We start from the raw sequence: 23,318 nt of genomic DNA, 5'->3' as shown, positions 1-23,318 counted from the left end.
GGTGCTGCATGATCGACCCCTCTGGTTCAGCAGTTACAATCGCGCCGCCAGAGTGTTTAGCCACCCAGCGCGAAGGCTTAGATTATGTCTTGGCACCCTTAGGGGCGGATGGATTTCTCCCCGCACGCGTAGGGCTTCAGTTCATCCAGCCAGTAAAATCGGCGTCCGCCAATCAAGAAGCTTCGTGGACCGATGCCAAGGCGATGCCACTCCGCCAGCGTCTTGGGGGTGCGCCCCAAGAACAGCGCGGCATTCTGCCGGTTAAGCTTCCCATCGGGCAACACCTGCACAAGCAGCTCTTGAACTCCGGTGGAAGGCGAATCAGCTGTCATCACTCGGCATGCTTAGGTCACTTGCGGGCCAATGGGGAATAGGGTAATCAAAATCGTATACGGTCTTGAATGGAAGCGCGGTGGGTCGGTCAAAACTCAAGGACGAAGACAAGCGCAGAATTATGTCGGCGCGGTTTGATCCGCCTGTCGCTCGGTCCATCGAAGCCCATGCGAAGGCAAGCGGGCGCAGCATACCTGCTGAGATCGAAGCGCGGGTCAAGGCAACCATCACGCTCGACGAACAGGGCTTGGCTTTACTCGACCGACTCGCAGGTGAACTTGAAATCATATGCCGTCGCAATAAGGGACTGCGCTGGCATAAGGACCTTACAACCTGGGCGGCGACCGCAGAGATGATGGCAATCGGGCCTATCCAGGACATGAAGCCGACAAACCCTGTGGATGCCGAGGTGCAGGAAGCAGCGCTGCAGCCACTCCACGACATTTACCAGAAGCAAGACGCACTTGTCTGGAAGCTGGCGCAGTTGGGGGTTCCTGTGGCCCGCACACGCAAGATTGGCGGGCTATTGAAATTGAATAGCCGTGACTTAGAGAGAGCCGGGATCGACAGGATTCCGTCCTCTGATGATCGAGCAAAAGCCGTGGCGCTTCACGAGATGCTGAGCGCCTTGGACGACGACTACGATCGTGTCTTCGCAACATATCAGATGGAAATGGCCCCGTATGAACAAGCCATCGAAGAGGGCAGGGCGCTCTACAGAGACCACCTGATGAGTGAAGCTGCGCAGGCCAGCTCTGAAGGCAGGGAATTCAACTCGCTTCATCTGCTGGGGATTTTTCCGTCATGGCGTTGAAGTTCTCTCGACTAACCCGGCCTAACATCCGCGCGCTTGCGGCCGGCGGACGGATCATCGAGCATGGCATCGTCGTAGAGCGGCTGGGCAATGGCGACGTCCGCTATTCCATCAATGTCATGGTGGATGGACAGCGCATTCACAGGGTCATCGGGCGCGAGAGTGAAGGACTGACGCGAGAACAGGCAGAGCGGGCAATCGAGGGCCTGCGTACAAGGGCCCGCGAAGGGCGGCTGGATTTGCCGATGGGCCGCAAGGTGCCACAATCATTCACAGATGCGGCAGAGACTTACCTGACTCGAATAGAGCATCACCCGAAGTTTGGGCGAAATCTCGGCCCTAAGCGGCGGCACCTCCGCGAACGCCTCTCCCCCTTCTTCAAGACACAACGGCTCAATAAGCTCACAGATTTCACCATTTCGAACTATGTGAAGCATCGCAAGGAGCAAGGGGCGGCACACGCCACGATCAATCGCGAGCTTTCCACGCTAAGCCACTTTTTGAACCGTGCCATTGAATGGCAATTCATACGAGCTGACCAGAAGCCACGAATCCCGAAGTTCAACGAGACACGCAAGAAGATCGTTGTGCTCACCGAGGACGAGAAGCGGGTGCTGATGCAAGCTGCCATGCGCGATTCTAACCCCCACACGTGGCTTTTCGTTGCCATCGCATTGGGGACTGGCATGCGCCATTCGGAGATCCTCCGCGTTCGTTGGGACGAAATCGATTTGGAGAACAGGCGCATCTACGTTGGAAAGGCCAAGGCAGGACAGCGAGAGCAGCCCATCCCGCAGGCGCTGGCGTACATGCTGGGCAAAGAGCACACCCAGTTGGGTAAGCCAGAGGGATGGCTCTTCCCGACCACCCGAGCAGATGCAAAACACGCGCACAGACAACAATTGAGTGGGCAGTTCCGTCGAGCGGTAGAAGCTGCGGGACTGACCCCAGCCAAGGTCACACCTCACGTCCTGCGACACACAGCGATCACAGACCTTATTAGGGATGGGGTCGACTTGCCTACCGTGCAGCGGATTAGTCGTCACAAGACCTTGGCGATGGTGTTGCGATACACGCACCTATCGGACGACCACATCGATGAATCTGTGGCGAAGCTCGACGCTGCTTTCTCTGCCGCAATTGCACCAGAATTACACGAAGAGCAAAACGCCACCCTTCAAAGCGTGGCGTGATTTCCGAGTAAGCTATTGAAAAAGCTATGGTGCGGACGGCGGGACTCGAACCCGCACGATCAAGGATCAAGGGATTTTAAGTCCCCGGCGTCTACCATTCCGCCACGTCCGCTTTTGCGCATTGCTGCAGATGCGCCTGCCACAGCGCAAAGGGCGCGGCAACGCTGGTTGCCACGCCCTTCCCGAATTTTTCTGAAAAGAAATGCTTAGTCTGCGTTGAGCCGCACGCGCATTTCCTTGCCGGCCTTGAAATAGGGGACGCGCTTTCCGGGCACATCCACCGTTTCCCCGGTACGCGGATTGCGCCCCTTGCGGGCATCGCGCTCGCGCGTTGAGAATGCGCCGAAACCACGCAGTTCCACACGACCTCCTTCGGCGAGCCGCTTTGCGATCTCGTCGAAGAAAACATCGAGAACCCGTTCGATTTCCTCGCTGCGCATTCCCGGGCTCTCCTTAGCAAGTGCCTGGAGCAGCTCCGATCTAATCATGCTATTCCCTCCGCCAGACATCCCTTGGCAGGAATGCCCCCCAGTTATTGACGATCCCTGCACCCAGAACCCCCGTTACGGGCGCATTTCGAATAACTGGCACGTTAAAGCGATTATTACAATCGGTTGATAGTATCAGCGATGCCCTAAAATGGACCGGTTCAGGTCTTTTCCGTTACGTCACGAAAGCTGATTCCCAACCGCCGCATCCGCGCCGCGATCTCTGGCCATTCGTCGCTGAGGAACGCCGCACGTTCCCGCTCGCGCAGTGCAGCCACTGCGCCGGGTGCCACGAACATGCCGATTCCGCGCTGCACCGTCACCAGCCCCTCATCCTGGAACTGCTGATAGGCCTTGGCCACGGTCAGCGGATTGGCGCCCTGTTGCGCAGCATAGGCCCGCACCGATGGCAGCATTGCACCTTCGGGATAAACGCCATCGAGGATCGCGGCGCAGATCTCGTCGCGCAGGCGCAGATAGACCGGGCGATTGGCGTTGCTCATGGTGATGCACTGCCATAATACAGCCAGACGCACAACGCCTGCCGAACACGGCGCCTCGTCACCTTTGGGCCACCTTTGCGCCACCGGCGCGGCATGGCAGCAAGACTGGTTGCGATTGAAAATAGTTTCTTGCCATCCGCGATCGTGCCACTAAGGCGCGATGCTTCGCCGCGCGGGAGAGGCGCGGTGCCCGAAATGTCGATGCAACAACGATGAGGCCGCCCGCCCGCATGGCTCAGGATAACACGACCATCGCCCCGAACGCCCCGCTCGCGCCCACCGCTGGCGAATGGTTCGGCCATCCCCCGCAGCTCAAGCGCCTGTTCACCACCGAAATGTGGGAACGCTTCGGCTATTACGGGATGCGGGCGATCCTCACGCTCTATCTCGCCAAGCACTTCCTGTTCAACGACAGCACCAGCACCGGGCTTTACGGCGGCTTCACTGCGCTCGTCTACCTCACCCCGCTGATCGGTGGCCTCATCGCAGACCGTTATCTCGGCTCGAAACGCTCCGTAAAGTTCGGCGCGATCCTGATGGCGGTCGGCTACTTCATGCTCTGCTTCGGCGGTGAAGCGGCCAAGCCTTATGCCACGATCGAAGGCCAGCGCTATGAAATCACCATTGCGCAAACCGCCGATGCCGAAGTGCGCTCGCTCGAAATGGGCGGCCAGAAACTCCAGATCGTCGGCAATGACGACAAGTCCGTCTCGCTCAAAACCATCGATGGCACCGAGGCAAAGCGCATTGCCGCGGGCCAGTTCCAGTCCGACGGCGAACGTTCACCCTTCCACATCGGCATTCTGCTGATCGGCCTTTCGCTCGTCACCGTGGGCAATGGCTTCTTCAAGCCAAACATTTCCACCATCGTCGGCACGCTCTATGCCGATGGCGATCGCCGCCGCGATGCGGGCTTCACCATTTTCTACATGGGCATCAACCTCGGCTCGCTGATCTCGCAGTTCTTCTGTCCGATCCTGGCCGAAAGCGTGGGCTGGTGGGCTGGCTTCGGCCTTGCTGCGCTGGGCATGACGTTCTCGTGGGTGCTGTTCCAGTTCGATGGCGGCCGCCTTGATGGCTATGGCGAACGCCCTGCCGGTGCCGATCCACGCAAGGACTGGCTGATCTATGGCGCGGCGCTGGTCTGCGTTCCGCTGTTCTTTTTCCTCTTCACCAACCTGATGGCCTATGTCCCTCCGCAAGCTGGCGAAGGTCTGGTCGGCTATTTCCTCGGCCTGCCAATCATGGGCAAGATGATGTTCGGGACGTTCCTCATCGCCGTTCCCGCCATCCTGATCTGGGCGCTGGCTGCAGGCAGCAGGGTCGAATTCCAGATGATGATGGCGGCGATGGTCCTCATTGTGTTCAACACGGTGTTCTGGACCCTGTTCGAACAGGCCGGATCCTCGCTCACCCTCTTTGCCGAACGGAACACCCAGCTTGAAATCGGTTGGACGCGCCCGCTCTTCGCGATGTTCCGCGAAGTTCCCGCCAGCTACTACCTGTTCTTCGCTGCGCTGCTTGGCGGCCTTGGCTGGGCGCTGGCGCGGTTCTTCGGCAATGGCGAAACGGCAGAAACGAAGCGCAAGATGCTGCTCGGTTTCGGCGTGGTCATGCTGCTCGGCTTCGGCGGCATGGTCTATGCCCGCACGCAGGGCTTCGGCAATGATCCAGTTTATGTCATGCCCGCCGGGCAGACCCAGATCTTCAACGCCCTGTTCATCGTCACGCTCGCCCCGCTGTTCAGCATGATGTGGAATGCGATGGCGCGGCGCGGGGTGGAACCTTCGATCCCGGTGAAGTTCGCCATCGCGCTGATGGGCGTCGGCGGCGGCTTCCTGCTGCTGGTCTGGGGCGCACAGTTCGCCGATGCGCAGTTCAGGGTCGGCCTGTTCTGGCTTGCAGGGCTTTATCTGATCCACTCGATGGCCGAGCTGTGCATTTCGCCAGTGGGCCTTTCGATGATCACCAAACTGTCGATGGCGCGCATCGTCGGCATGATGATGGGCGTATGGTTCCTGTCCATCGCCGTGGCGCAATATGTCGCAGGCATGGTCGCGCAGGTCGCCAGTGTCGAAACCGTGGGCGGACAGGTGACCAATCTCAAGGTCAGCCTCGATACGTATGTCGGTGTGTTCACCACCATCGGTTGGGTCTCTGTCGGAATCGGCGCTGTGCTGCTCGTCATAGCCATCCCTCTGAAAAAGCTTATGCACGGGGTTACCTGATCGCCAGCGGCGATTGGGGGATCGCCCGGCACGGACCGGCAGCAGGCGACTTATTGCACCGAATCGGAAGCATTCGGGCCTAGCGCATGTTGCCGCCAAGTGCCCTGCAATCTAGGCAGAATTTTCAAGAAGTCGCGGTTCGGGTCGCATCGGACCGACGGGGATGGGGGCAATAATGGATGCTTCTCTGGTTCACCTCGCGGTGGCTACAATTACTTTCGTGGTTTCCCATTTCGTCATGTCGGGGCCACTGCGCGCCGCGCTGGTTGCAAAAATGGGCACCCAGCCCTTCCTGCTGCTCTACTCGTTCGTATCCATCGGCACGCTGGCCTGGGCCATTATCGTGTTCGATCGGACCGATGCCGATTGGGCGCTATGGAACGGGATGCACCCGCTACCGTGGTTCGTCGCCAGCGTGTTGACGATCGTGGCGCTGGCTCTGCTACTCCCCTCTTTCGTGCGCAATCCCGCCCTGCCCGGCAAGAATGCCGCCGGTCTTGGTACGGTGATCCCCTCAGGCGTGTTCAAGATCACCCGCCACCCGATGATGTGGGGCATCGCGCTCTGGGCACTGGCGCACATCATTGCCGCCCCCACCGGCCGCTCGATCGTGCTGATGGTCGGAATGATCGCGCTGGCGCTGCTCGGCTCGCACTTTCAGGACAAGCGCAAGGGCGAATGGAACAAACGCGAATACGGCCCCTGGCTGCGCCGCACCTCGTTCTGGCCCCGGATCGAACATTTCGGCGCCATCGGCGTGATCTGGCTCATCGCCTTTCTGGTGTGGTTCCTGATCAGCTGGGCACACTACCAGTTCTTCGGCATCCCTGCCGGGCTGTGGCTACTGGTTGGTTAGAACACTTTCGCTTGAACTGAATGACACCTCTATTAGAAAATGCTCCTGATTTAGTGAGTATATTAAAGAGGTTGGCTATGGATGCGGACGCGGCGATTACCCTCGGCAGCTATCCTGACTGGGGTATGCTCTTGGTCGCCGTCGCTGCAGCTGCAATTGGTTTGCGACAAGTGCGCGCCGCTATCACATCCAACGGCGTTGCTCGGGATGCAGCCCGGACACAGGCTCGAACATCGGCAGATGCCGCGCGCGATCAACTCAAAATCGCAGCCGATGCGGCAACTCTTCAGGCGGAAGTGGCGCGTGCTACCCTCATTCTCGAAATCGACCGGGATTTTGAATCCGACGAAATGCAGGAGTGCCGCCTTGCTTTGCGCGCCTTGCACAACGAATTGAAAGCCTACTCGATCAAGCAACAACCGAACTGCAGCAATGAAACGCGCGAAACACATATCAACGCACTGTTTGGTGAATACCTGAACAAGCTTTGGGCTGATTTCAAACAGTCGGATCGGGAGGTTGACGAGAAATCCATCGTTGAGCTGGTCAATCTGCACATGAAGAAGGCGGATGCAAACCCTGCGGTAATCCAACCCCACGAGCGCGCCGGGGCACACTACCAGCGTCTGACACGGATATTTGGCTGGATGGAACGGGTCGCCTTCATGGTGCATCGCAAGCTGTTGCCCAAGGACGATATCGTGAAACTGTATGACGCGGTGTTCGTCCAGATCGTTGGCTGGGTCTTCGAACATATCAGGACGCGGCGCGATGATTCCGGCAACAAGGAATACATGATCGAAACCACGCTTCTGCGGGACATGATCCTGCAGGAAAGGGCGGACCGCAAAAAGGAAGAGGAAGCCAAACTGCTATCCAGCGGCAAAGGCATCTACTGAAATTTCAAACCGCCAAGCCTGAAAAGCAATCGGCCCGCCGGATGTCTCCAGGCGGGCCGCGCTGTATCAGTTCAGTTCCTTGTTCCGCATCTCAAACTCCTTGGGGAGGAATATGGTGATTGCCGAATGAACCGGCAATGGCGGTGATGTTGCCCGATATACAGGCGATGTATGAAGCCTTCGTTAGCCCAAACTGGCCAATGTAGGCAAGTCCATCTCGAAAAAGACAATCAGGTCAATTTGTTCCCCACGTATTTTGAGAGCGTGAGTGAACATCAAGCCCGTGCTTCGCTCACCCCCGCCGAATTGTGGCGTAGCGCTTTCAACACCACGTCCACGATGTTCGGCGCGTTAAGGCCCGCTGCGTCGTACTGCTTGTCAGGCGCGTCGTGATCCTGAAAAACGTCAGGCAGACGCATCGTGCGAATCTTAAGGCCCGCATCGGTAAGTCCTTCGTCGCTGGCCAGCGTCAGCACATGTGCGCCAAGGCCCCCGATTGATCCCTCTTCGATCGTGACCACCACATCATGCGTGGTCATCAACTGGCGGATCATGGCTTCGTCCAACGGCTTGGCAAAGCGCAGGTCTGCCACCGTGGTCGAAAGCCCCTTGGCCTCCAACTGATCCGCCGCTTTCAGCGCTTCGGCCAGACGGGTGCCAAGCGACAGCAGCGCCACCTTGCTACCCTGCTTCACGATCCGGCCCTTGCCGATCTCCAGCCGCTCCGGCACTGCGGGCAAGGCCACGCCAGTGCCATTACCGCGGGGATAGCGGAAAGCGATTGGCCCACTGTCATAGCAGGCAGCAGTATAGGTCATGTGGACCAGTTCCGCCTCGTCCGCCGCCGCCATCACCACCATGTTGGGCAGCGTGGCCAGATAGGTCACGTCGAACGATCCCGCGTGTGTCGCACCATCAGCGCCCACCAGCCCCGCACGGTCGATGGCAAAGCGCACCGGCAGGTTCTGGATCGCCACGTCATGCACCACCTGATCGAAGGCGCGTTGCAGGAAGGTTGAATAGATCGCGCAGAACGGGCGCATCCCTTCTGCCGCAAGGCCAGCGGCAAAGGTCACGGCGTGCTGTTCGGCAATGCCCACGTCGAACGTGCGATCCGGGTGCGCCTTGGCAAACTTGTCCACGCCCGTCCCGCTCGGCATCGCGGCGGTGATTGCGCAGATCGTGGGATCGCTGTCCGCCAGGCTAGCCAACGTTTCGCCGAACACGTTCTGATAGGCGGGCGCGCCCGGCTTGGCTTTCACCTGCTCGCCGGTAACCACATCGAACTTCTGCACGCCGTGGTACTTGTCGGCAGCCTGTTCCGCCGGGCCATAGCCCTTGCCCTTCTGCGTCACCACATGGATCAGGCACGGCCCTTCGGCGGCATCGCGCACATTCTCTAGCACCGGGATCAACTGGTCGATGTTGTGCCCGTCAATCGGCCCTACGTAATAGAAGCCCAACTCCTCGAACAGCGTGCCACCCATCGCCATACCGCGCGCGAACTCGTCCGTCTTGCGCGCCGCTTCATGCAATGGGCGCGGCAGGTGGCGTGATAGCCGACGCGCAATGTCACGCAGGCTCAGGAACGGGCGCGAAGATACGAGCCGCGCCAGATAGGCCGAAAGCCCGCCCACCGGAGGGGCTATCGACATGTCATTGTCGTTGAGAATCACCACCAGCCGGTTGCCCGCAGCCTGCGCGTTGTTCATCGCCTCATAGGCCATGCCCGCGCTCATCGCCCCGTCACCGATCACGGCAATGCCCTTGCCCGGCTTGCCCGACAGCTTGTTGGCAATGGCAAAGCCCAGCGCCGCAGAGATCGACGTGCTGGAATGGGCCGTGCCGAACGGATCGTATTCGCTCTCGCTGCGCTTGGTGAAGCCCGAAAGCCCCCCGCCCTGGCGCAGGGTGCGGATACGGTCGCGCCGCCCGGTGATGATCTTGTGCGGATAGGCCTGATGCCCCACGTCCCACACCAGCTTGTCATCGGGCGTATTGAAAACATAGTGGATCGCCACGGTCAGTTCGACCACGCCAAGACCCGATCCCAGATGCCCGCCAGTCGTGCCCACGGCAGAGATCATTTCGGCACGCAATTCGTCCGAAAGCTGTCGAAGCTGCGATGGTGCAAGCTTGCGCAGGTCGTCTGGAGTATCAACCGTGTCGAGCAGCGGCGTTGCCGGTTCTGAATTCATCCCACGGCCCTTACACTTATGCTTTGGCACTGTCGAACAGGATCATAACGCAGCAGACTTCCCAAAGGTCCGTGGCGACCACTTTCCGAGCAGCATCGAAGAAGCCATCAACAGCACCGCCGCGACCACAAAGGCATAGCCCGGCGCAGCAAGATCGCCGCTGCGCGCCATGTATCGCGTCAGCAGAACCGGCGTCAGCCCGAAGGTCAGTGCCACCACCGCGCCATAGCCGATTCCGACCAGCCCGGCGCGGTGCCGCTTGGGTGTGATCTCCACGAAAGCGGCATAGGCCACCGCGGCCGAAACCGTCGCCATCAGCAACAGCAGCGCCGCCGCCAGCGCAAGCTGCCCCAGCGTGCCGTCCGCAATGCCCCAGCGGAACAGCGGCAGCGATGTCAGCGCGGCCAGTACCGCCATCGCGAAATTCACTTTCTGCCGCCCGATCCGGTCCCCCAGCCAGCCACCCGCCAGCAACCCCACGATCTGCGTCGCTGCCGCCGCCATCTGCAGCAGATAACCGTTGGTCACCGGGATTTTCAGGAAGGTGACGGCGTAGACGAACAGGAAATCCCCCGTCGCCCCGGCCAGCAGAAAGCCGAACACACCCAGCAGCGCAGCGGCATAGGCGCGCACGTCCAGTTCGGTCACCACATTCGGCCCCGTCTCGGGCAGATGCAGCGTCTCGTCCAGCCGCCGCCGCAGGATGAAGGCCAGCGGCACGATCCCGGCCCCAATCGCAAAAGCGATGCGCCAGCCAAAGGCATCGAGCTGCGCCGGGGTCAGCACGCTCGCCAGCACCAACCCCACCAAGCCGCTGCCCAGCACACCGATGCGCATGGCCACCAACTGCAGCGCAATCAGCATCCCGCGTTTTTCGGGTGGCGAACTTTCCGCCAGAAACGCCGTGGTCGGCCCCACATCGCCACCTGCCGCCAGCCCCTGCATCAGCCGGAACAGCACCACCAGCACAGGCGCCCACACCCCGATCGCTGCATAACTCGGCGTCAGCGCCAGCCCGATCGCGCTCATGCCCATCAGCGCGAAGGTTGCCAGCATCGTCGGCCGCCGCCCGATCCGGTCGCCCAGCAGGCCAAACAGGATCGCGCCCAAAGGCCGCGCGCCAAAGCCCGCCCCCGCGGTCATCAGCGTCAGCAGCAGCGCGCTGCCCGGCGCTCCGGCCGGAAACATTACCCGTGATACGTTGACCGCAAAGAAGCTGAAGCTGAGGAAGTCGTAAAATTCCAGCGCATTGCCGGAAATCACCGCCACGAACTGCTTGCGTGTCGGCAGGTGTTTCTGATCGTGCACGCTGCCCTCCCCCAAAGGCATGAAACCGTTACGCTTATTCGCCCGCCGCACATTCCGCGCAATGCCCGCGAATTTCCACCACGGGGCGCACTTCGGCAAAACCAGCTGCCTGCGCTGCCAGCCGCAATGCGCCGGTCAACTTGTCGTCATCATTGTGGACTGCCTTGCCGCACAGATCGCAGATCAGGAAAATGCAGTCATGTCTGCACCCCGGATGGCTGTTGGCGACATAGGCGTTCGCACTTTCCACCCGCCGCGCCAGATTGGCGCGCACGAACAGGTCGAGAATGCGATAGACCGAATTGGCCGCCACCCGCTTGCCCCGCGCGGCGCCCACCTTTTCGGCAATGTCATAGGCAGAGGCAGGCTTCTCGCATCCGGCCAGCGCCTCGAACACGTCGGCCCGCATCTCGGTCCACTGTTCGCCCGCTTCGACCAGCGCATCGCGCGCCGCCTCGACCAGCGTTTCGCCTTCCAGATCGCGATGGTGATGGTGTCCTGACATGTGCCCTAGATAGGCAGGCCAAGAGCAATCCGCAAATCAGTTCCGCGTGAACATCGGCTTGTAAAGATCGGGGAACATCGTCTTCAACGCCCGCACCTTGGGCGCATCCCAGCGCCGGATATAGCCGTGATCGGGATTGTTGGCGGCAAAGTCCTGATGATAGCCTTCCGCTGGATAGAACGCCTTGTACGGCTCCACTGCCGTCACGATGGGCTGCTTCCACAGGTCCAGCCGCTTCAACTGCGCCAGATACCCTGCCGCCACGCGCTTTTGCTCCACGCTCATCGGCACCAGCGCGTTGCGATATTGCGTGCCGTGGTCTGGCCCCTGATAGTTCAGTTGCGTGGGGTTGGCCCCCACCGCAAAGAACACGCGCAGCAACTGGTCATAACGGATTTTTGCCGGGTCATAGGTCACCCGCACCGCCTCGGCATGGCCGGTATCGCCACCATCCACCACGTCGTACTTCGCGGTACGCTTTTCGCCGCCGTGATAGCCGGAAACCACGCTGCTCACGCCCTTCAGATGGCTGAACACCGCCTCGATACCCCAGAAGCAGCCGCCTGCAAAAATGGCGATCTTCTTTCCCGGCTCCTCGCGCGCTTCCACCGCAGCGGCGGGCGTCGCCATCGTGCCCTCGGCCAACGCCGGTTGCTGAAAAGCCGCAATCCCGATCCCCATCACCGCAAGCGCGGAAAGGACCGGGCGGCGCATCTTAGCGGGAAACCTGTTCGACAGGCGTATGGTCGCTATCCGGTGTTGCCAGCGCGGTCGTCCTCGCCGTCACCGCCATCACGGCAGCACCCATCAGGAACCCGAAGGCCAGCGAGCGGAAAAAGTCAGGCTTGAACAGGCCCATAGGAATGCTTTCGTGTCTCTATCTTGCGGATCCAGCCTTTCGCCGGATTCGCCTTAATGTTCGGTGACGCCCTGCACAGGGTCGCACCACATACTTCGCTGATTCTGCGAAACGTTCATGACATGCGACGAATGGTGATCAGACCCTGAAAGTCACCCACACCGGCGCATGGTCACTGGCCTTTTCCCGCCCGCGATAGGTCTTGTCCACGCCCGCGCCGACCATCCGGTCCGCCAGTTCGGGCGAAAGCAGGGCGTGATCGATGCGGAACCCATGATCGCGCTGCCACGCGCCCGCCTGATAATCCCAGAACGTCCACACCCCGCCCTGCGGGTTGAAGGTGTCGATCGCATCGGTCCAGCCATCGTTGAGCAACCGGCGATAGGCATCGCGCGATTCGGGCTGCATCAGCGCGTCATCAGCCATCGCCTTGACCGAGAAGGTGTCCTTGTCCTCAGGGATCACGTTGTAATCGCCGATCACCAGCGCCGGTACCTCTTCGGCACGGATCTGCGCCATGCGGGTGCGCAACCGCTCCATCCAGCGCAGCTTGTAATCGAACTTCGGCCCCGGCTGCGGATTGCCATTGGGCAGATAGATGCACACCACGCGAAGCCCGAACACGTCGGCTTCCAGATAGCGCGAATGCTCGTCCTCCGGCTCTCCGGCCAGCCCCCGCTGCACTTCCACCGGCTTTTGGCCATCGGCAAGGATCGCTACGCCGTTGAAGCCCTTCTGCCCATGCCAGATCGCATGATAGCCGATCTTCTCGAACTCCGCGGCGGGAAAGCCCTCATCCTGCGTCTTGATCTCCTGCAGGCACGCCACGGATGGTCGCGTTTCCTCCAGCCATTCCAGCAGACGCGGCAACCGGGCCTTGATCCCGTTGATGTTGAAGCTGGCGACTTTGATGTGCCCGGTGCTCATGTCATTTCCTGTTCGTCATTGCGAGCGTAGCGAAGCAATCCAGCGCGGCCAAACGCAAGGCCGAAACATAGGGCCGGAACATGACGCTTCTGGATTGCTTCGTCGCCTTGCTCCTCGCAATGACGAAGCAGGTCGAAATCAGATCGCAAAGCTTGATCCGCAGCCGCAACCCGAAGCCGCTTGCGGATTCGTCACCCGAAACGCCGCACCGCCCAGCGATTCCACATATTCCACCACGCTGCCATCCAGCAGCCCAAGGCTCACGTCGTCCACCAGCAGACGCACCCCATCGGTTTCGGCAATCGTGTCACCCTCTTCCGGCGCATCGGCCAATCCGAACTTGTACTGAAAGCCCGAACAGCCGCCACCTTCCACCGAAAGTCGCAGGATCGCAGGCTTCCCCTGCTTGCTGGCAATCGTGGCAACGCGCGCGGCGGCGCTGGGGGCGAGGGATACGGCAGCTTCGGTCATGCCGCCAAGATAGGAGCGTCAAGCCGAAACCTCAACGGTCCCGTTCCTCTCCCAGCCTGTCCTCGATCGATTCATCGTGGCCCGTGCCGCTCGAAAGGAACACCAGCCCCATCAATGCTGCCATCAGCATGATCGTCAGCCAAACACCCAGCGCGCTGGCAATGAACAGATGGATCGAAACGAACCCGACCTGCCAGTACAGCACCGCCAGCACCACAACGACCACCGCCGTGCTGAATGCCGCCATGCCCTTCATGATCGTGCGGTAGCGGCTCCATGCAAAGCGTGCGTTTTCAGGATCATCAAGGGGGGATCGGCCAGTCATCGGATTCGGTCCTTTGCCCATCGCAGATGGGTGGTGCAACGGCTTTGACAATGGCCGCCAAGATGGCATGATCGCTATGGGAGATCAGGCGGCCCATCCAGACGCCCAAAGGCGCATCGGCCGCATCACGAAGGAGGATGCCATGACGATTGCGCAAGTCATTTCAGGACGTGGCGAGGTATGGAGCGTCTCTGCCGACGCGCAAGTGTCCGACGCGATAGACATGCTCGCCCGCCACCGCATCGGGGCGCTGCCCGTGGAAGACGGCAGCAGCGCAGTCTCCGGAATTTTCTCCGAACGCGACATGATCCGCTGCCTGCACAAGCACGGTGAAGCCGCTCTGCACATGAAAGTGCGCGACATGATGACCGCGCCCGTCGTCACCATCACGCCGCAAACCACGGTGATGGAAGCCCTGGCCCTGATGACCCAACGCCGCTTCCGCCACCTGCCCGTGGTCGAAGGCAACCACATGGTCGGCTTCGTCTCGATCGGTGACCTCGTAAAGCAACGCCTCGACAAGATCGAAGCCGAAGCCGACGCCATGCGGGTCTACATCCAGCAGGCCTGACCCTAATTTCCCCTCCCGCCAGCGGGAGGGGTCAGGGGTGGGCATTCGGCGTCAGCCGAACAACCGGTCGTCACCCCAGCCGCTTGGCCACCAGTTCCTGCAAATCCGCTTCGGGCCGCGCGCCATAGTGCGAGATGATTTCCGCCGCGCAGATGGCACCCAGCGTCAGGCACTCGGCCAGCGGCTTGTTGCGGGCATAACCAAACAGGAAGCCCGCAGCGAACAGGTCGCCTGCGCCGGTGGTGTCCACCACCTTTTCGATCGGTTCGGCGGGCACATGGGCGTGCTCGCCATTGCTGATCGCGTGCGCGCCGTTTTCGCTACGCGTGACCACCACGGTCGGCACCTTGGCGGAAAGCTGTTCGATGCCGCTCTGGAAGTCTTCCACGCCGGTCAGCGCGGCCAGTTCGTGTTCGTTGGCGAACAGGATGTCGATCTGGCCATCTTCGATCAGCGCGCGGAAATCGTCGCCGTGGCGCGAAATCACGAATGCGTCGGACAGGGTGAACGCCACCTTGCGCCCGGCATTACGCGCCGCCGCAATCGCGCGGCGCATGGCCTTGCGCGGCTCTTCGGGATCCCACAGATAGCCTTCGAGGTAGAGGATCCCGGCAGCCGCGATCTGGCTTTCGTCCAGCGCTTCGGCCGGCAGGAACTGCGATGCCCCCAGGAACGTGTTCATCGTGCGCTGGCCATCGGGCGTCACGAAGATCAGGCAGCGCGCCGTCGGCGGCTCGTCCGAACGGACTGCCGTGTCAAAGGCGATGCCGCCCGCGCGGATATCGTGGGCAAAAACCTCGCCCAGCTGGTCGTCCGCAACCTGCCCGATGAACGCGCAACGCCCGCCCAGTGCGGCAAGGCCCGCCAGCGTGTTCGCCGCCGAACCGCCCGAAATCTCGCGCGCCGGCCCCATCGCGTCGTAAAGTTCCTGCGCCCGCGCGGTATCCACCAGCGTCATGCCACCCTTGGCCAGACCCAGCGTTTCGATTTCGGTATCTGCGCAAGGGGCCATCACGTCGACAATGGCGTTGCCAATGGCAATCACGTCATAAAGCGGCTCGGACATGCAGGAATGGCTCCGTTTCGGGATAGGTTGCGCGAAGGCCTAGCCGTTTCATTGCAGTGCAGCAAGATAGCGCGACAAGCGCCGGAACGCTCCGCCTCTGCGCCATGCCGTGCGGTTCGGCGTTGACCCTCGCGCCGTGTCGCTGCATCCCCGGCGCGTGACCATGCGCATTGCTTCTGCCGCCCTCCCGCTTGCCTTGCTGCTCGCCTCATGCGGTGGTGGAGGTGCGGCGCCTGCGGGTCGCACCACGCAGGTCCGCTCCACCCCGCCGCCCACGCGCACGCCGCCAACCCGCACCACGCCCGCACAGCGCCCCACCGCGCAAGTGCAGATGGCCCCCGGCCTCGAAGGCGTAATCGGCTCCGACGCACTCCAGCTTGGCCGCGTGTTCGGCACGCCCCGGCTCGACGTGATCGAGGATGATGCGCGCAAAATGCAGTGGAGCGGCACCGCCTGCATCCTTGACGTCTATCTCTACCCACAATCAGGCAGCAGCAAACCCACGGCGACCTATGTCGATGCGCGCCGGGGCGATGGCCGCGATGTTGATCGCGCGTCTTGCGTCGCAGCGCTCAGGAAGGGCCAGTAACCGCGCAACCGGGCGCTGCCGGTAACACAGCCCAAGGCGCAAATGCTGCCCCCCCCTCGCGCGATACATCGGCCAGCGTATAACGGTCCAGCACGCCCATGAACGCCGCCAGCGCTTCGGCCAGCACGCTGCTCAGTCCGCAATCGGCCTTCAGCGCACAACCCGCGCAGTCCGCCAGCCGCATTCCGCGCTCCAGCTTACGCACCACGTCGCCAACGCCGATATCCGCAGCCGGTCGTGCCAGCGCGATCCCGCCGCTGCGCCCGCGTTGCGATACCGCAAACCCCGCCTGCACCAGCGCTTGGGCCACTTTGGCGACATGGTGATAGCTGAGGCCCTGTTCGGCAGAGAACGCAGGCAGGCTCACCGGCCCACCCTTGCGCGCCAGCACGATCAGCAGGCGCAGGCCAAAGTCGGTGTGCTGGGTCAGTTGCATCATCGGCATATCGATTTTCTTCTTGCGAAAATCAAGCAATCCAAATACCGGTATTTTTAATACCTGATTGGAGATCCCCATGCGCATCGCTTCCGAACATGCCAAAGCCATCGTAAAGGCCACTGCCCCCGCCATCGAAAAGCACGGGGTGGCCATCACCACCGCCATGTACAAGCGGCTGTTCCAGAACGAAGATGTAAAGGCGATGTTCGATCAGGCCGCGCAGGAAAGCGGCGAACAGCCACGCCGTCTGGCTGGCGCGATCCTCGCCTATGCCAAGAACATCGACAAGCTGGAGAACCTCGGCTCCGCGGTGAACCGCATGGTCCAGCGCCATGTCGAAACCGGCGTGAAGGCTGAACACTATCCCTATGTTGCCGAAGCCCTGTTGCCCGCCATCCGCGACGTGCTGGGTGCCGATGTGGCAACCGACGAAGTGCTTGGTGCCTGGGGTGAAGCCTACTGGATGCTGGCCGATATCCTCATCGCCGCAGAGGCTGAGGCCTACGCTGCCGCTGCCTGATGCTTTCGGGTGTGCCATCGGGAAGGCGATGGCACACCCGGCACAACCCTATTCCGCCGCGAAGCTGATTTCCGCGTGCGCGCGCAATCGCAAAACCAGCGCCTCACCCAGAATCGCCCCTGGTGTGCCGATCCCGCCAGTCGCCTTGCTTGAAAGCAGCGCGATGCCCGTTTCCGCGATCATCCTGCTCGTGGACCCATAGCCCGGGTCATAGCGCCCTTTCACGCCATAGCGCAGCACCTGCCCATCCGGCATCTCGCCCACGAACAGCACATCGTAGAAGCCCGTCTCACGCTCTTCCTTCGATGGCCCTTCGCCCGGCTGCGGATCGTCGGGGCGGCCGATCATCGGCGTCCTGGCCATATGGTCGGCAATCGCCTTGCCCTGATCGCCCGGCCCGGTCAGCACCATCTCGTCATAGACGAAATCGGTGCCCCACAGATGGCCCAGCAGGGCATTGGTGCGATGAACGTTCTTGGTATTGATTGCCGCCATGATGAACGGCGCTTCCCAGCTACCCAGCGAATCGTCATGCTGCACCGCGTCGCCCGCAGGCTGCGCAGGCCCTTCAAAGCCCGGCGTCAGGCAGAACGCGCTTTGCATCAGAGGAATCAGCGAAGGATCACGCCCCAGCGCCGCCAGTGTCGCTTTCAGGCTTGCCGCCGTGCCGCCCGAAGCCCCGCCTTTCATGCCCCTTACACGCCCTTTCACGCGCGGAGCCGGGCGACCAAAGCGAACCACAGCTTCCTTCTGCAGCATAAGCACGCCCAGATCGAACGGGATCGAATCGAACCCGCTGGAAAAACAGATGCGCGCGCCGGTACGCTTGGCCTCGTCACCATGCTTGTCGATCATCTGGCGCATCCACACCGGTTCGCCGCACAAATCGGCGTAATCGGTTCCCGCCGCCACGCAGGCTGCCAGCAGCGGCTCTCCATAAAGCTGATACGGCCCGACCGTGGTCACCACCACGCGCGTCTGGTTCACCATCGCGGCAAGACTGGCCGGATCATCGGCATCGGCAACGATCAAAGGTGTGTTCTTCGGCGCGTCGATCAGCGAGCGCACTTCGGCCAACTTGGCAAGCGAGCGCCCGGCCATCGCCCAGCGCGGCCCTTCCTGCCCATAATGCCGCGCCAGATATTCCGCGACCAGCCGTCCGGTGAACCCCGTCGCCCCATAGACCACGATGTCATAGGGCCGCGCTGACTTATCCATGATCCTCTCCGCCTGCTTATGTTATGGCGGCAGCTTGGCAAGTTCAGTGTCGATTGCAACCGGATTTAAGCGAGAGATTAAGGCGGAAAATGCCCCTCCCGTAAACGGAAGGGGCGGGGGTGGACCAACATCACCCCGCCAGTCCCTAAATCTTCGTCATTCCCATGAAGGCGGGACTCCAGCCCGCAACAGTGCGGACAGAAACAGTGGGTGGCCGCTTGCGGCCACCCCCGTCACATCAAAGCTTGCGCCCGATCAGCTCCTTCATGATCTCGTTGGTGCCACCGAAGATGCGCGTCACGCGCGCACCGCGCCACGCCCGCGCAATGGCATATTCGTTCATGTAACCCGCGCCGCCATGAAGCTGGAGGCACTTGTCCATGACTTCCCACTGCAGTTCGGTGTGCCACAGCTTGGCTGCAGCACCCTCTTCAGGGGTCAGTTCCTTTTTCAGGTGGCGCGACAGTGCCCAGTCAAGGTGCGCCCAGCCCACCTGCAGCTTGGCCTTGATATCGGCCAGCGTGAACCGGGTGTTCTGGAAATCGAGGATCGGCTTGCCGAAAGCCTTGCGATCACGGGTGAATTCCACCGTATCGTCAAACGCCTTCTGTGCCGAAGCCTGCGCTCCCACCGCAATCGAAAGGCGTTCCTGCGGCAGTTCGCTCATCAGATAGATGAAACCCTTGCCTTCTTCGCCAAGGCAATTCGTGATCGGCACGCGCACGTCTTCGAAGAACAGTTCTGAAGTATCGGCCTCGTCCTGCCCGATCTTGTCAAGATTGCGCCCGCGCTTGAAGCCTTCGCGGTCAGCCTCGACCAGCACGATTGACACGCCCTTCCATGCGGGCTGCACTTCGGTGTCAGTCTTGCAGCAGACGAGGATCAGGTCCGCATTCTGCCCATTGGTGATATAGGTCTTGGACCCGTTGATCACATAATGGTTGCCGTCCTTCTTTGCGGTGGTGCGCATCCCCTGAAGATCAGACCCGGTGCCCGGTTCGGTCATGGCGATGGCCGTCACCACTTCGCCCGAAACCATCTTGGGCAGCCACTTCTGCTTTTGCTCTTCCGAGCCATAAGAGACGATGTAATTGGCCACGATATCTGATTGCAGCGAAAAGCCGGTGGCCACGCGCCCGTAATAGCTGCTCTCTTCGTCGACGATGGCGTTATAACCGAAGTCCAGACCCAACCCGCCGTATGCCTCTGGCACGGTCGGGCACAGCATCCCCAGTTCACCGGCCTTGGGCCAGATCGCCTTGGGCACGATGCCATCCTCGCCCCACTTCTCGGCATTGGGCGCAATCTCGTCCTGCAAAAAGCGGCGGACGGTCTGGCGGAAGGCTTCGTGGTCTTCGTTGTAGGCGGTGCGCGGAATCAGATCGAGCGACATGGCAAATTCTCTCCGGGTCAGGTTGTTTGCCCGCAGCCTATGCCCGCGTGCCCCTTCCGGTCAACGAGAATTTAATTGACTGATTAATACCCATTCGGGCAATCTCATGAACGTCATGCCGCCAAATTAATGCATCATAATCAGTGGTTTAGAACTCACCCCCCGTCAGGCGCTGACAGATCAGATCCAACTGGTCGAGGTTCTTGTAGCGAATCGTCACCGCGCCGCTCACCGGGTCGGCATCGGGTTGGATGGAAACCTTCAGCCCCAGAAAATCCTCCAGATGCTGCTGGATCGCTGCCAGATCCGCCGCGCTCACCGAATCCCGCCCCGCCCGCGCCTGCCGCCGCGTGCCTTCCGGGCGAGTTGCCTTGCGCACCAGCTTTTCGGCATCGCGTACCGAAAGATCCTTGGCCACGACTTCATGCGCAAGGCCGGCAGGGTCAGGCGCATTGATCAGCGCGCGGGCGTGGCCCATCGACAGCCCGCCCTGCACCACCATGTTCAGCACTTCTTCGGGAAGACCGAGCAGGCGCATCATGTTGGCCACGTGGCTGCGGGATTTGTCCACGAACTTGGCGATTTCGGCCTGGGTCAGGCCTTCGCTATCGGCAAGCCGCTGATAGGCCTGCGCTTCTTCCACGGGATTCAGATCTTCGCGCTGAAGGTTCTCGATCAGCGCCAACGCCGCCACATCGCGGTCATCCAGCTTGCGGACGATAGCAGGGATTTCGTGGACGCGCGCTTTCTGTGCTGCGCGCCAGCGTCGCTCACCCGCCACAAGCTGGAACCGGTTGCCGCCCAGCGGACGCACCACCACTGGCTGGATAACACCGCGCGCCGCAATGGACTGCGCCAGCTCTTCCAGTGCATCCTCATCAAAATGGCGGCGCGGCTGTTCGGGGTGCGGTTCGATGGATGCGACGGAAAGCAGCGCCAGCCCGCCATCCCGCGCTTCGGCAGCGTCGGCGCCAGACACGGAAACACGCGCAATCGGCTCCTCGCGGCGAACTTCGCCCATCAACGCGCCAAGCCCCCTGCCCAGCCCGGTGCGCCGCGCTGGCGCCGGTGCCTTGACGGTGGTGTCTTCGCCGCTCATGCCGCCTGTCTCCGTTCAGGCAAGCGACCGATCAGCTCGCGCGCCAATTTCATGTAAGCCTGCGATCCGGGGCAGGCATGGTCATAGATCAGCGCCGGAAGCCCGTGACTCGGCGCTTCGGACAGGCGCACATTGCGCGGGATCACGCTATCGAACACCAGATCACGCAGGCATGACCGCACGTCATCGGCCACCTGATCGGTGAGTCGATTGCGTCGGTCATACATCGTCAGCACAATGCCAAGGATGCCCAGATCCGGGTTGAACCGCTCCTGCACCCGCTCAACGGTCTGCAACAACTGGCTCAACCCTTCGAGCGCAAAGAACTCGCACTGCAACGGCACCAGGATCGTATCTGCCGCGGTCAGCGCATTCAGCGTCAACAACCCCAAGGACGGCGGGCAATCGATCAGGCAAATGTCGTGCCCAGTATCGCCGTTCAACACCTTCCGCAGCCGATGCGTGCGATCTTCAACGCTGACCAGCTCCACTTCAGCACCCGAAAGATCGACGGTGGCTGGCACGATATCCAATCCGGGAATCCGCGTCGGCACGATGCAATCCGCAACCGCCGCCTGATCGATCAACAGATCATAGGATGACCGCTCCCGCTCTCCCGCCGAGATGCCGATGCCGGTGGAGCAATTGCCTTGCGGATCAAGATCGATCAGCAACGACTTCCAGCCTGTGGCGGCCAGCGCCGTGGCGATGTTGATCGCCGTTGTGGTTTTGCCCACGCCGCCCTTCTGGTTTGCGACCGCTATCGTGATCATTTCTTGCCTCGTTGACGAAATACATGCGCGGGAGCTGCTTTTTCGCCGAGGAGGCAGCCGGTTATGATTCCGGCGTTCGCGTCGGTGAGCGATTGTTCCACGTGGAACAAGTGATTCCATGATTCGGGGAGCATCTGCAATTCTTGCGCTGCCCTTGCCCCTTTCGGCAACAGCCAGAGCGTGTCGGGTGTGGAAAAGCGCGCGGAAAGAGTCACGAGTTTGTCCAATGGGGCAAAAGCACGTGCGGAAATGACCGCGTGAGGACCCGACGGCAAATCCTCTACGCGCGAGAGGACCACGCGAACGTTTACAAGACCAAGCGCATCGGCGGCGCGCTTTAACCATTCGGTACGCAAACGGCGCGAATCGACGAGCGTCACGGGACGGTCAGGCTGAAGCGCAGCCACGGCCAGACCGGGAAAACCGGCACCGGTGCCCAGATCAAGCCAATCTCCATCAGGCAATGTTTCACGTGAAACATGGAGAAGTTGTGCTGAATCAACGATATGGCGGACCCATACATGCGGCAGCGTGCCCCGAGCAACCAGGTTCTGGCGCTCATTCTCTTCCAGCAGCAGATCGACCAAACGTGACAGGCGATCCATGCCGGAAGCGTCCACGGCCAGTGTATCGCGCAACCAATCCTGCGCCTCTGTTTCCGTAACCAGCAGGCTCATGCAGCCACTCCTGAACTGTTGTGGCGGCGCGCGTGGACGAGCAAGCTGGCAAGAGCGGCCGGGGTGATACCGGCAATCCGACCGGCGGCAGCGAGCGTATCGGGTTGTGCCTTTTCAAGCCGCTCGACCATTTCACGGGAAAGCCCAGGCACGTCGGAAAAGGGAAAGCCCTCCCCCAAAGGCACGGCATCGGATGCCCGCAGATCGCGCAACTCTGCATCCTGCCGCGCAAGGTAGGGGGCGTAAGCGGCGTCCTCTTCCACTTCCTCGACCAGCTGCGGATCGAACGTCTGCCCGCCGAGCCAAGTGCCCAGTGCATCAAGCGTGACTTCCGGGAAGCGCAGCCATTCGTGCAAGGGGCGGCGTGTGCCGTCAGCGCGGACCGGCATTCCGGCGCGGTTCAGTTCGGTCGGTGTTGCCTGCTGCGCCAGCGCTGCTTCGAGCGATCGACGCCGGGCCAGACGGGATTCGAACCAGGCGCGGCGTTCATCGCCAATGCAGCCAATCGCAAGGCCGAGCGGGGTCAGGCGGGTGGAGGCATTGTTGGCGCGCAAGCGCAACCGGTATTCGGCGCGGGCGGTCAGCATCCGGTAGGGTTCGCTGACGCCGTGGAGCGTCAGATCGTCGATCATCACTGCCATGTAGGAATTGGCGCGATCAAGTTCAGGCGCGGGGCGGCCCAGCACGGCAGCGGCGGCATACATCCCGGCGATCAGACCTTGCGCGGCAGCTTCCTCATAACCGGTGGTGCCGTTGATTTGCCCGGCGCAGTAGAGGCCGGGAATGGCCTTTACCTCAAGACTGCGGCGCAGCGCGCGGGGATCGATATGATCGTATTCCACGGCATAGCCGGGCACTGTGATGACGGCCTGCTCCAGCCCTTCCATTGACCGTATCATCGCCACCTGCACATCGGTGGGCAGCGAGGTGGAAACGCCGTTCGGGTACACGGCGGTGTCATCAAGGCCTTCAGGTTCAAGGAAAACCTGATGCCCGTCACGATCACCGAAGCGATGGATCTTGTCTTCGATCGATGGGCAGTAACGCGGACCTTGCGCACCGATCG

27 protein-coding genes and 1 tRNA gene are annotated in these 23,318 nt (G+C 61.4%); 8 read left to right on the top strand and 20 right to left on the bottom strand.

Translation table 11 applies throughout. The annotated features are described in order from the left end of the window. Positions 1–98: 98 nt before the first annotated feature. The gene (locus ACOVQ0_RS05790) at positions 99–332 is read right to left on the bottom strand and encodes a DNA-binding protein (protein WP_421881352.1); all 234 of its coding nucleotides are present in this window, start codon (positions 330–332) and stop codon (positions 99–101) included. 80 nt (positions 333–412) lie between these two features. On the opposite strand from ACOVQ0_RS05790, the gene ACOVQ0_RS05785 reads away from it, so the two are divergent. Both ACOVQ0_RS05785 and ACOVQ0_RS05780 read left to right on the top strand, forming a co-directional pair. Then, positions 413–1,147 carry a hypothetical protein gene (locus tag ACOVQ0_RS05785; RefSeq protein WP_421881349.1) on the top strand — a complete coding sequence of 245 codons (735 nt, stop codon included), beginning with the start codon at positions 413–415 and terminating at the stop codon, positions 1,145–1,147. Next, entirely contained in the window at positions 1,138–2,340 is a 1,203-nt protein-coding gene (locus ACOVQ0_RS05780) for a tyrosine-type recombinase/integrase (protein ID WP_421881346.1), read from the top strand. Before ACOVQ0_RS05785 ends, ACOVQ0_RS05780 begins: the two co-directional genes overlap by 10 nt. Positions 2,341–2,367: 27 nt before the next feature. Here the strand turns inward: ACOVQ0_RS05780 and ACOVQ0_RS05775 are convergent. The 3 genes from ACOVQ0_RS05775 to ACOVQ0_RS05765 form a co-directional block, all read right to left on the bottom strand. Then, a tRNA-Leu gene (locus tag ACOVQ0_RS05775) sits at positions 2,368–2,452 on the bottom strand. Between the two features lie 94 nt (positions 2,453–2,546). Further along, positions 2,547–2,828, bottom strand: coding sequence for an integration host factor subunit beta (locus tag ACOVQ0_RS05770; protein WP_421881344.1), 282 nt, complete (start codon positions 2,826–2,828; stop codon positions 2,547–2,549). Between the two features lie 161 nt (positions 2,829–2,989). Further along, positions 2,990–3,331, bottom strand: a complete 342-nt coding sequence (locus ACOVQ0_RS05765) for a GntR family transcriptional regulator (RefSeq protein WP_421881341.1) — start codon at positions 3,329–3,331, stop codon at positions 2,990–2,992. 230 nt (positions 3,332–3,561) lie between these two features. Between ACOVQ0_RS05765 and ACOVQ0_RS05760 the strand changes: the two genes are divergently transcribed. The 3 genes from ACOVQ0_RS05760 (at position 3,562) to ACOVQ0_RS05750 (ending at position 7,314) form a co-directional block, all read left to right on the top strand. After that, complete coding sequence (locus tag ACOVQ0_RS05760) at positions 3,562–5,559, top strand: peptide MFS transporter (protein WP_421881338.1); 1,998 nt, start codon at positions 3,562–3,564, stop codon at positions 5,557–5,559. A 175-nt stretch (positions 5,560–5,734) separates the two neighbouring features. Beyond that, a complete protein-coding gene (locus ACOVQ0_RS05755) occupies positions 5,735–6,415 on the top strand; it encodes an NnrU family protein (RefSeq protein WP_421881335.1) in 681 nt (226 codons plus the stop codon). 20 nt (positions 6,416–6,435) lie between these two features. Then, positions 6,436–7,314, top strand: coding sequence for a hypothetical protein (locus tag ACOVQ0_RS05750; protein WP_421881332.1), 879 nt, complete (start codon positions 6,436–6,438; stop codon positions 7,312–7,314). A gap of 275 nt (positions 7,315–7,589) precedes the next feature. Here ACOVQ0_RS05750 and dxs read toward each other — a convergent pair whose 3' ends face one another. From dxs to ACOVQ0_RS05710, 8 genes are all read right to left on the bottom strand, one after another. Beyond that, positions 7,590–9,512: a 1-deoxy-D-xylulose-5-phosphate synthase gene (gene dxs, locus ACOVQ0_RS05745; protein ID WP_421881329.1), complete on the bottom strand. Its 1,923-nt coding sequence runs from the start codon at positions 9,510–9,512 to the stop codon at positions 7,590–7,592. Between the two features lie 42 nt (positions 9,513–9,554). Continuing rightward, positions 9,555–10,820: an MFS transporter gene (locus tag ACOVQ0_RS05740; RefSeq protein WP_421881325.1), complete on the bottom strand. Its 1,266-nt coding sequence runs from the start codon at positions 10,818–10,820 to the stop codon at positions 9,555–9,557. A 34-nt stretch (positions 10,821–10,854) separates the two neighbouring features. Further along, on the bottom strand, positions 10,855–11,325 hold the full coding sequence (locus tag ACOVQ0_RS05735) for a Fur family transcriptional regulator (protein ID WP_421881322.1): 471 nt from the start codon (positions 11,323–11,325) through the stop codon (positions 10,855–10,857). Positions 11,326–11,361: 36 nt separating this feature from the next. Beyond that, positions 11,362–12,039, bottom strand: coding sequence for a peptide-methionine (S)-S-oxide reductase MsrA (gene msrA, locus ACOVQ0_RS05730; RefSeq protein ID WP_421881318.1), 678 nt, complete (start codon positions 12,037–12,039; stop codon positions 11,362–11,364). 1 nt (position 12,040) lies between these two features. Beyond that, on the bottom strand, positions 12,041–12,184 hold the full coding sequence (locus ACOVQ0_RS05725; RefSeq protein WP_421881315.1) for a hypothetical protein: 144 nt from the start codon (positions 12,182–12,184) through the stop codon (positions 12,041–12,043). Between the two features lie 138 nt (positions 12,185–12,322). Beyond that, positions 12,323–13,111, bottom strand: a complete 789-nt coding sequence (xth, locus tag ACOVQ0_RS05720) for an exodeoxyribonuclease III (RefSeq protein WP_421881313.1) — start codon at positions 13,109–13,111, stop codon at positions 12,323–12,325. Positions 13,112–13,249: 138 nt separating this feature from the next. Continuing rightward, positions 13,250–13,582 (bottom strand): HesB/IscA family protein, encoded by a 333-nt coding sequence (locus ACOVQ0_RS05715; protein ID WP_421881310.1) that lies wholly within the window; start codon positions 13,580–13,582, stop codon positions 13,250–13,252. Between the two features lie 31 nt (positions 13,583–13,613). Beyond that, on the bottom strand, positions 13,614–13,907 hold the full coding sequence (locus ACOVQ0_RS05710) for a hypothetical protein (RefSeq protein WP_421881306.1): 294 nt from the start codon (positions 13,905–13,907) through the stop codon (positions 13,614–13,616). Between the two features lie 142 nt (positions 13,908–14,049). On the opposite strand from ACOVQ0_RS05710, the gene ACOVQ0_RS05705 reads away from it, so the two are divergent. Next, positions 14,050–14,478, top strand: coding sequence for a CBS domain-containing protein (locus tag ACOVQ0_RS05705; RefSeq protein WP_421881304.1), 429 nt, complete (start codon positions 14,050–14,052; stop codon positions 14,476–14,478). Positions 14,479–14,548: 70 nt separating this feature from the next. Here the strand turns inward: ACOVQ0_RS05705 and ACOVQ0_RS05700 are convergent, their stop codons facing one another. Next, positions 14,549–15,544 (bottom strand): adenosine kinase, encoded by a 996-nt coding sequence (locus ACOVQ0_RS05700; protein ID WP_421881302.1) that lies wholly within the window; start codon positions 15,542–15,544, stop codon positions 14,549–14,551. 163 nt (positions 15,545–15,707) lie between these two features. Between ACOVQ0_RS05700 and ACOVQ0_RS05695 the strand changes: the two genes are divergently transcribed. After that, positions 15,708–16,133: a hypothetical protein gene (locus tag ACOVQ0_RS05695; protein WP_421881383.1), complete on the top strand. Its 426-nt coding sequence runs from the start codon at positions 15,708–15,710 to the stop codon at positions 16,131–16,133. On the opposite strand, the gene ACOVQ0_RS05690 is transcribed toward ACOVQ0_RS05695, so the two are convergent. Next, a complete protein-coding gene (locus tag ACOVQ0_RS05690) occupies positions 16,117–16,572 on the bottom strand; it encodes an RrF2 family transcriptional regulator (protein ID WP_421881300.1) in 456 nt (151 codons plus the stop codon). The two genes, ACOVQ0_RS05695 and ACOVQ0_RS05690, sit on opposite strands and share 17 nt — an antisense overlap. A gap of 76 nt (positions 16,573–16,648) precedes the next feature. Here ACOVQ0_RS05690 and ACOVQ0_RS05685 point away from each other — a divergent pair, with 76 nt between their 5' ends. Continuing rightward, entirely contained in the window at positions 16,649–17,092 is a 444-nt protein-coding gene (locus tag ACOVQ0_RS05685; RefSeq protein ID WP_421881297.1) for a globin domain-containing protein, read from the top strand. Positions 17,093–17,140: 48 nt separating this feature from the next. Here ACOVQ0_RS05685 and ACOVQ0_RS05680 read toward each other — a convergent pair whose 3' ends face one another. The 6 genes from ACOVQ0_RS05680 to ACOVQ0_RS05655 form a co-directional block, all read right to left on the bottom strand. Continuing rightward, the gene (locus tag ACOVQ0_RS05680; RefSeq protein ID WP_421881293.1) at positions 17,141–18,310 is read right to left on the bottom strand and encodes a saccharopine dehydrogenase family protein; all 1,170 of its coding nucleotides are present in this window, start codon (positions 18,308–18,310) and stop codon (positions 17,141–17,143) included. 238 nt (positions 18,311–18,548) lie between these two features. Continuing rightward, positions 18,549–19,703, bottom strand: a complete 1,155-nt coding sequence (locus ACOVQ0_RS05675) for an acyl-CoA dehydrogenase family protein (RefSeq protein WP_421881290.1) — start codon at positions 19,701–19,703, stop codon at positions 18,549–18,551. Positions 19,704–19,851: 148 nt separating this feature from the next. Continuing rightward, positions 19,852–20,802 carry a ParB/RepB/Spo0J family partition protein gene (locus ACOVQ0_RS05670; RefSeq protein WP_421881287.1) on the bottom strand — a complete coding sequence of 317 codons (951 nt, stop codon included), beginning with the start codon at positions 20,800–20,802 and terminating at the stop codon, positions 19,852–19,854. Beyond that, on the bottom strand, positions 20,799–21,575 hold the full coding sequence (locus ACOVQ0_RS05665) for a ParA family protein (RefSeq protein WP_421881283.1): 777 nt from the start codon (positions 21,573–21,575) through the stop codon (positions 20,799–20,801). Before ACOVQ0_RS05665 ends, ACOVQ0_RS05670 begins: the two co-directional genes overlap by 4 nt. Continuing rightward, positions 21,572–22,252, bottom strand: a complete 681-nt coding sequence (gene rsmG / locus ACOVQ0_RS05660) for a 16S rRNA (guanine(527)-N(7))-methyltransferase RsmG (RefSeq protein WP_421881280.1) — start codon at positions 22,250–22,252, stop codon at positions 21,572–21,574. The genes ACOVQ0_RS05665 and rsmG overlap by 4 nt, the downstream gene beginning before the upstream one ends. After that, positions 22,249–23,318, bottom strand: a 1,070-nt coding sequence (locus ACOVQ0_RS05655) for an FAD-dependent oxidoreductase (RefSeq protein WP_421881277.1), incomplete at its 5' end; no start/stop codon positions are given. The genes ACOVQ0_RS05655 and rsmG, both read right to left, overlap by 4 nt.

The sequence above is a fragment of the Novosphingobium sp. genome, assembly GCF_049240505.1.
In the GTDB taxonomy this organism is placed as follows: Bacteria; Pseudomonadota; Alphaproteobacteria; order Sphingomonadales; family Sphingomonadaceae; genus Novosphingobium.
The sequence above is the reverse complement of the archived record's forward strand: the minus strand, read 5'-3'. Positions and strand labels throughout refer to the sequence as shown.

Excerpts from the sequence above, each read along its gene's own strand:
- ACOVQ0_RS05770 (WP_421881344.1), bottom strand. The coding sequence starts at position 2,828 with ATGATTAGATCGGAGCTGCTCCAGGCACTTGCTAAGGAGAGCCCGGGA.
- ACOVQ0_RS05710 (WP_421881306.1), bottom strand. The coding sequence starts at position 13,907 with ATGACTGGCCGATCCCCCCTTGATGATCCTGAAAACGCACGCTTTGCA.
- ACOVQ0_RS05675 (WP_421881290.1), bottom strand. The coding sequence starts at position 19,703 with ATGTCGCTCGATCTGATTCCGCGCACCGCCTACAACGAAGACCACGAA.
- ACOVQ0_RS05685 (WP_421881297.1), top strand. The coding sequence starts at position 16,649 with ATGCGCATCGCTTCCGAACATGCCAAAGCCATCGTAAAGGCCACTGCC.
- ACOVQ0_RS05670 (WP_421881287.1), bottom strand. The coding sequence starts at position 20,802 with ATGAGCGGCGAAGACACCACCGTCAAGGCACCGGCGCCAGCGCGGCGC.
- ACOVQ0_RS05735 (WP_421881322.1), bottom strand. The coding sequence starts at position 11,325 with ATGTCAGGACACCATCACCATCGCGATCTGGAAGGCGAAACGCTGGTC.
- ACOVQ0_RS05725 (WP_421881315.1), bottom strand. The coding sequence starts at position 12,184 with ATGGGCCTGTTCAAGCCTGACTTTTTCCGCTCGCTGGCCTTCGGGTTC.
- ACOVQ0_RS05690 (WP_421881300.1), bottom strand. The coding sequence starts at position 16,572 with ATGATGCAACTGACCCAGCACACCGACTTTGGCCTGCGCCTGCTGATC.
- msrA (WP_421881318.1), bottom strand. The coding sequence starts at position 12,039 with ATGCGCCGCCCGGTCCTTTCCGCGCTTGCGGTGATGGGGATCGGGATT.
- ACOVQ0_RS05705 (WP_421881304.1), top strand. The coding sequence starts at position 14,050 with ATGACGATTGCGCAAGTCATTTCAGGACGTGGCGAGGTATGGAGCGTC.
- ACOVQ0_RS05680 (WP_421881293.1), bottom strand. The coding sequence starts at position 18,310 with ATGGATAAGTCAGCGCGGCCCTATGACATCGTGGTCTATGGGGCGACG.
- rsmG (WP_421881280.1), bottom strand. The coding sequence starts at position 22,252 with ATGAGCCTGCTGGTTACGGAAACAGAGGCGCAGGATTGGTTGCGCGAT.
- ACOVQ0_RS05700 (WP_421881302.1), bottom strand. The coding sequence starts at position 15,544 with ATGTCCGAGCCGCTTTATGACGTGATTGCCATTGGCAACGCCATTGTC.
- ACOVQ0_RS05755 (WP_421881335.1), top strand. The coding sequence starts at position 5,735 with ATGGATGCTTCTCTGGTTCACCTCGCGGTGGCTACAATTACTTTCGTG.
- ACOVQ0_RS05695 (WP_421881383.1), top strand. The coding sequence starts at position 15,708 with ATGCGCATTGCTTCTGCCGCCCTCCCGCTTGCCTTGCTGCTCGCCTCA.
- dxs (WP_421881329.1), bottom strand. The coding sequence starts at position 9,512 with ATGAATTCAGAACCGGCAACGCCGCTGCTCGACACGGTTGATACTCCA.
- ACOVQ0_RS05790 (WP_421881352.1), bottom strand. The coding sequence starts at position 332 with ATGACAGCTGATTCGCCTTCCACCGGAGTTCAAGAGCTGCTTGTGCAG.
- xth (WP_421881313.1), bottom strand. The coding sequence starts at position 13,111 with ATGAGCACCGGGCACATCAAAGTCGCCAGCTTCAACATCAACGGGATC.
- ACOVQ0_RS05760 (WP_421881338.1), top strand. The coding sequence starts at position 3,562 with ATGGCTCAGGATAACACGACCATCGCCCCGAACGCCCCGCTCGCGCCC.
- ACOVQ0_RS05780 (WP_421881346.1), top strand. The coding sequence starts at position 1,138 with ATGGCGTTGAAGTTCTCTCGACTAACCCGGCCTAACATCCGCGCGCTT.
- ACOVQ0_RS05715 (WP_421881310.1), bottom strand. The coding sequence starts at position 13,582 with ATGACCGAAGCTGCCGTATCCCTCGCCCCCAGCGCCGCCGCGCGCGTT.
- ACOVQ0_RS05665 (WP_421881283.1), bottom strand. The coding sequence starts at position 21,575 with ATGATCACGATAGCGGTCGCAAACCAGAAGGGCGGCGTGGGCAAAACC.
- ACOVQ0_RS05765 (WP_421881341.1), bottom strand. The coding sequence starts at position 3,331 with ATGAGCAACGCCAATCGCCCGGTCTATCTGCGCCTGCGCGACGAGATC.
- ACOVQ0_RS05750 (WP_421881332.1), top strand. The coding sequence starts at position 6,436 with ATGACACCTCTATTAGAAAATGCTCCTGATTTAGTGAGTATATTAAAG.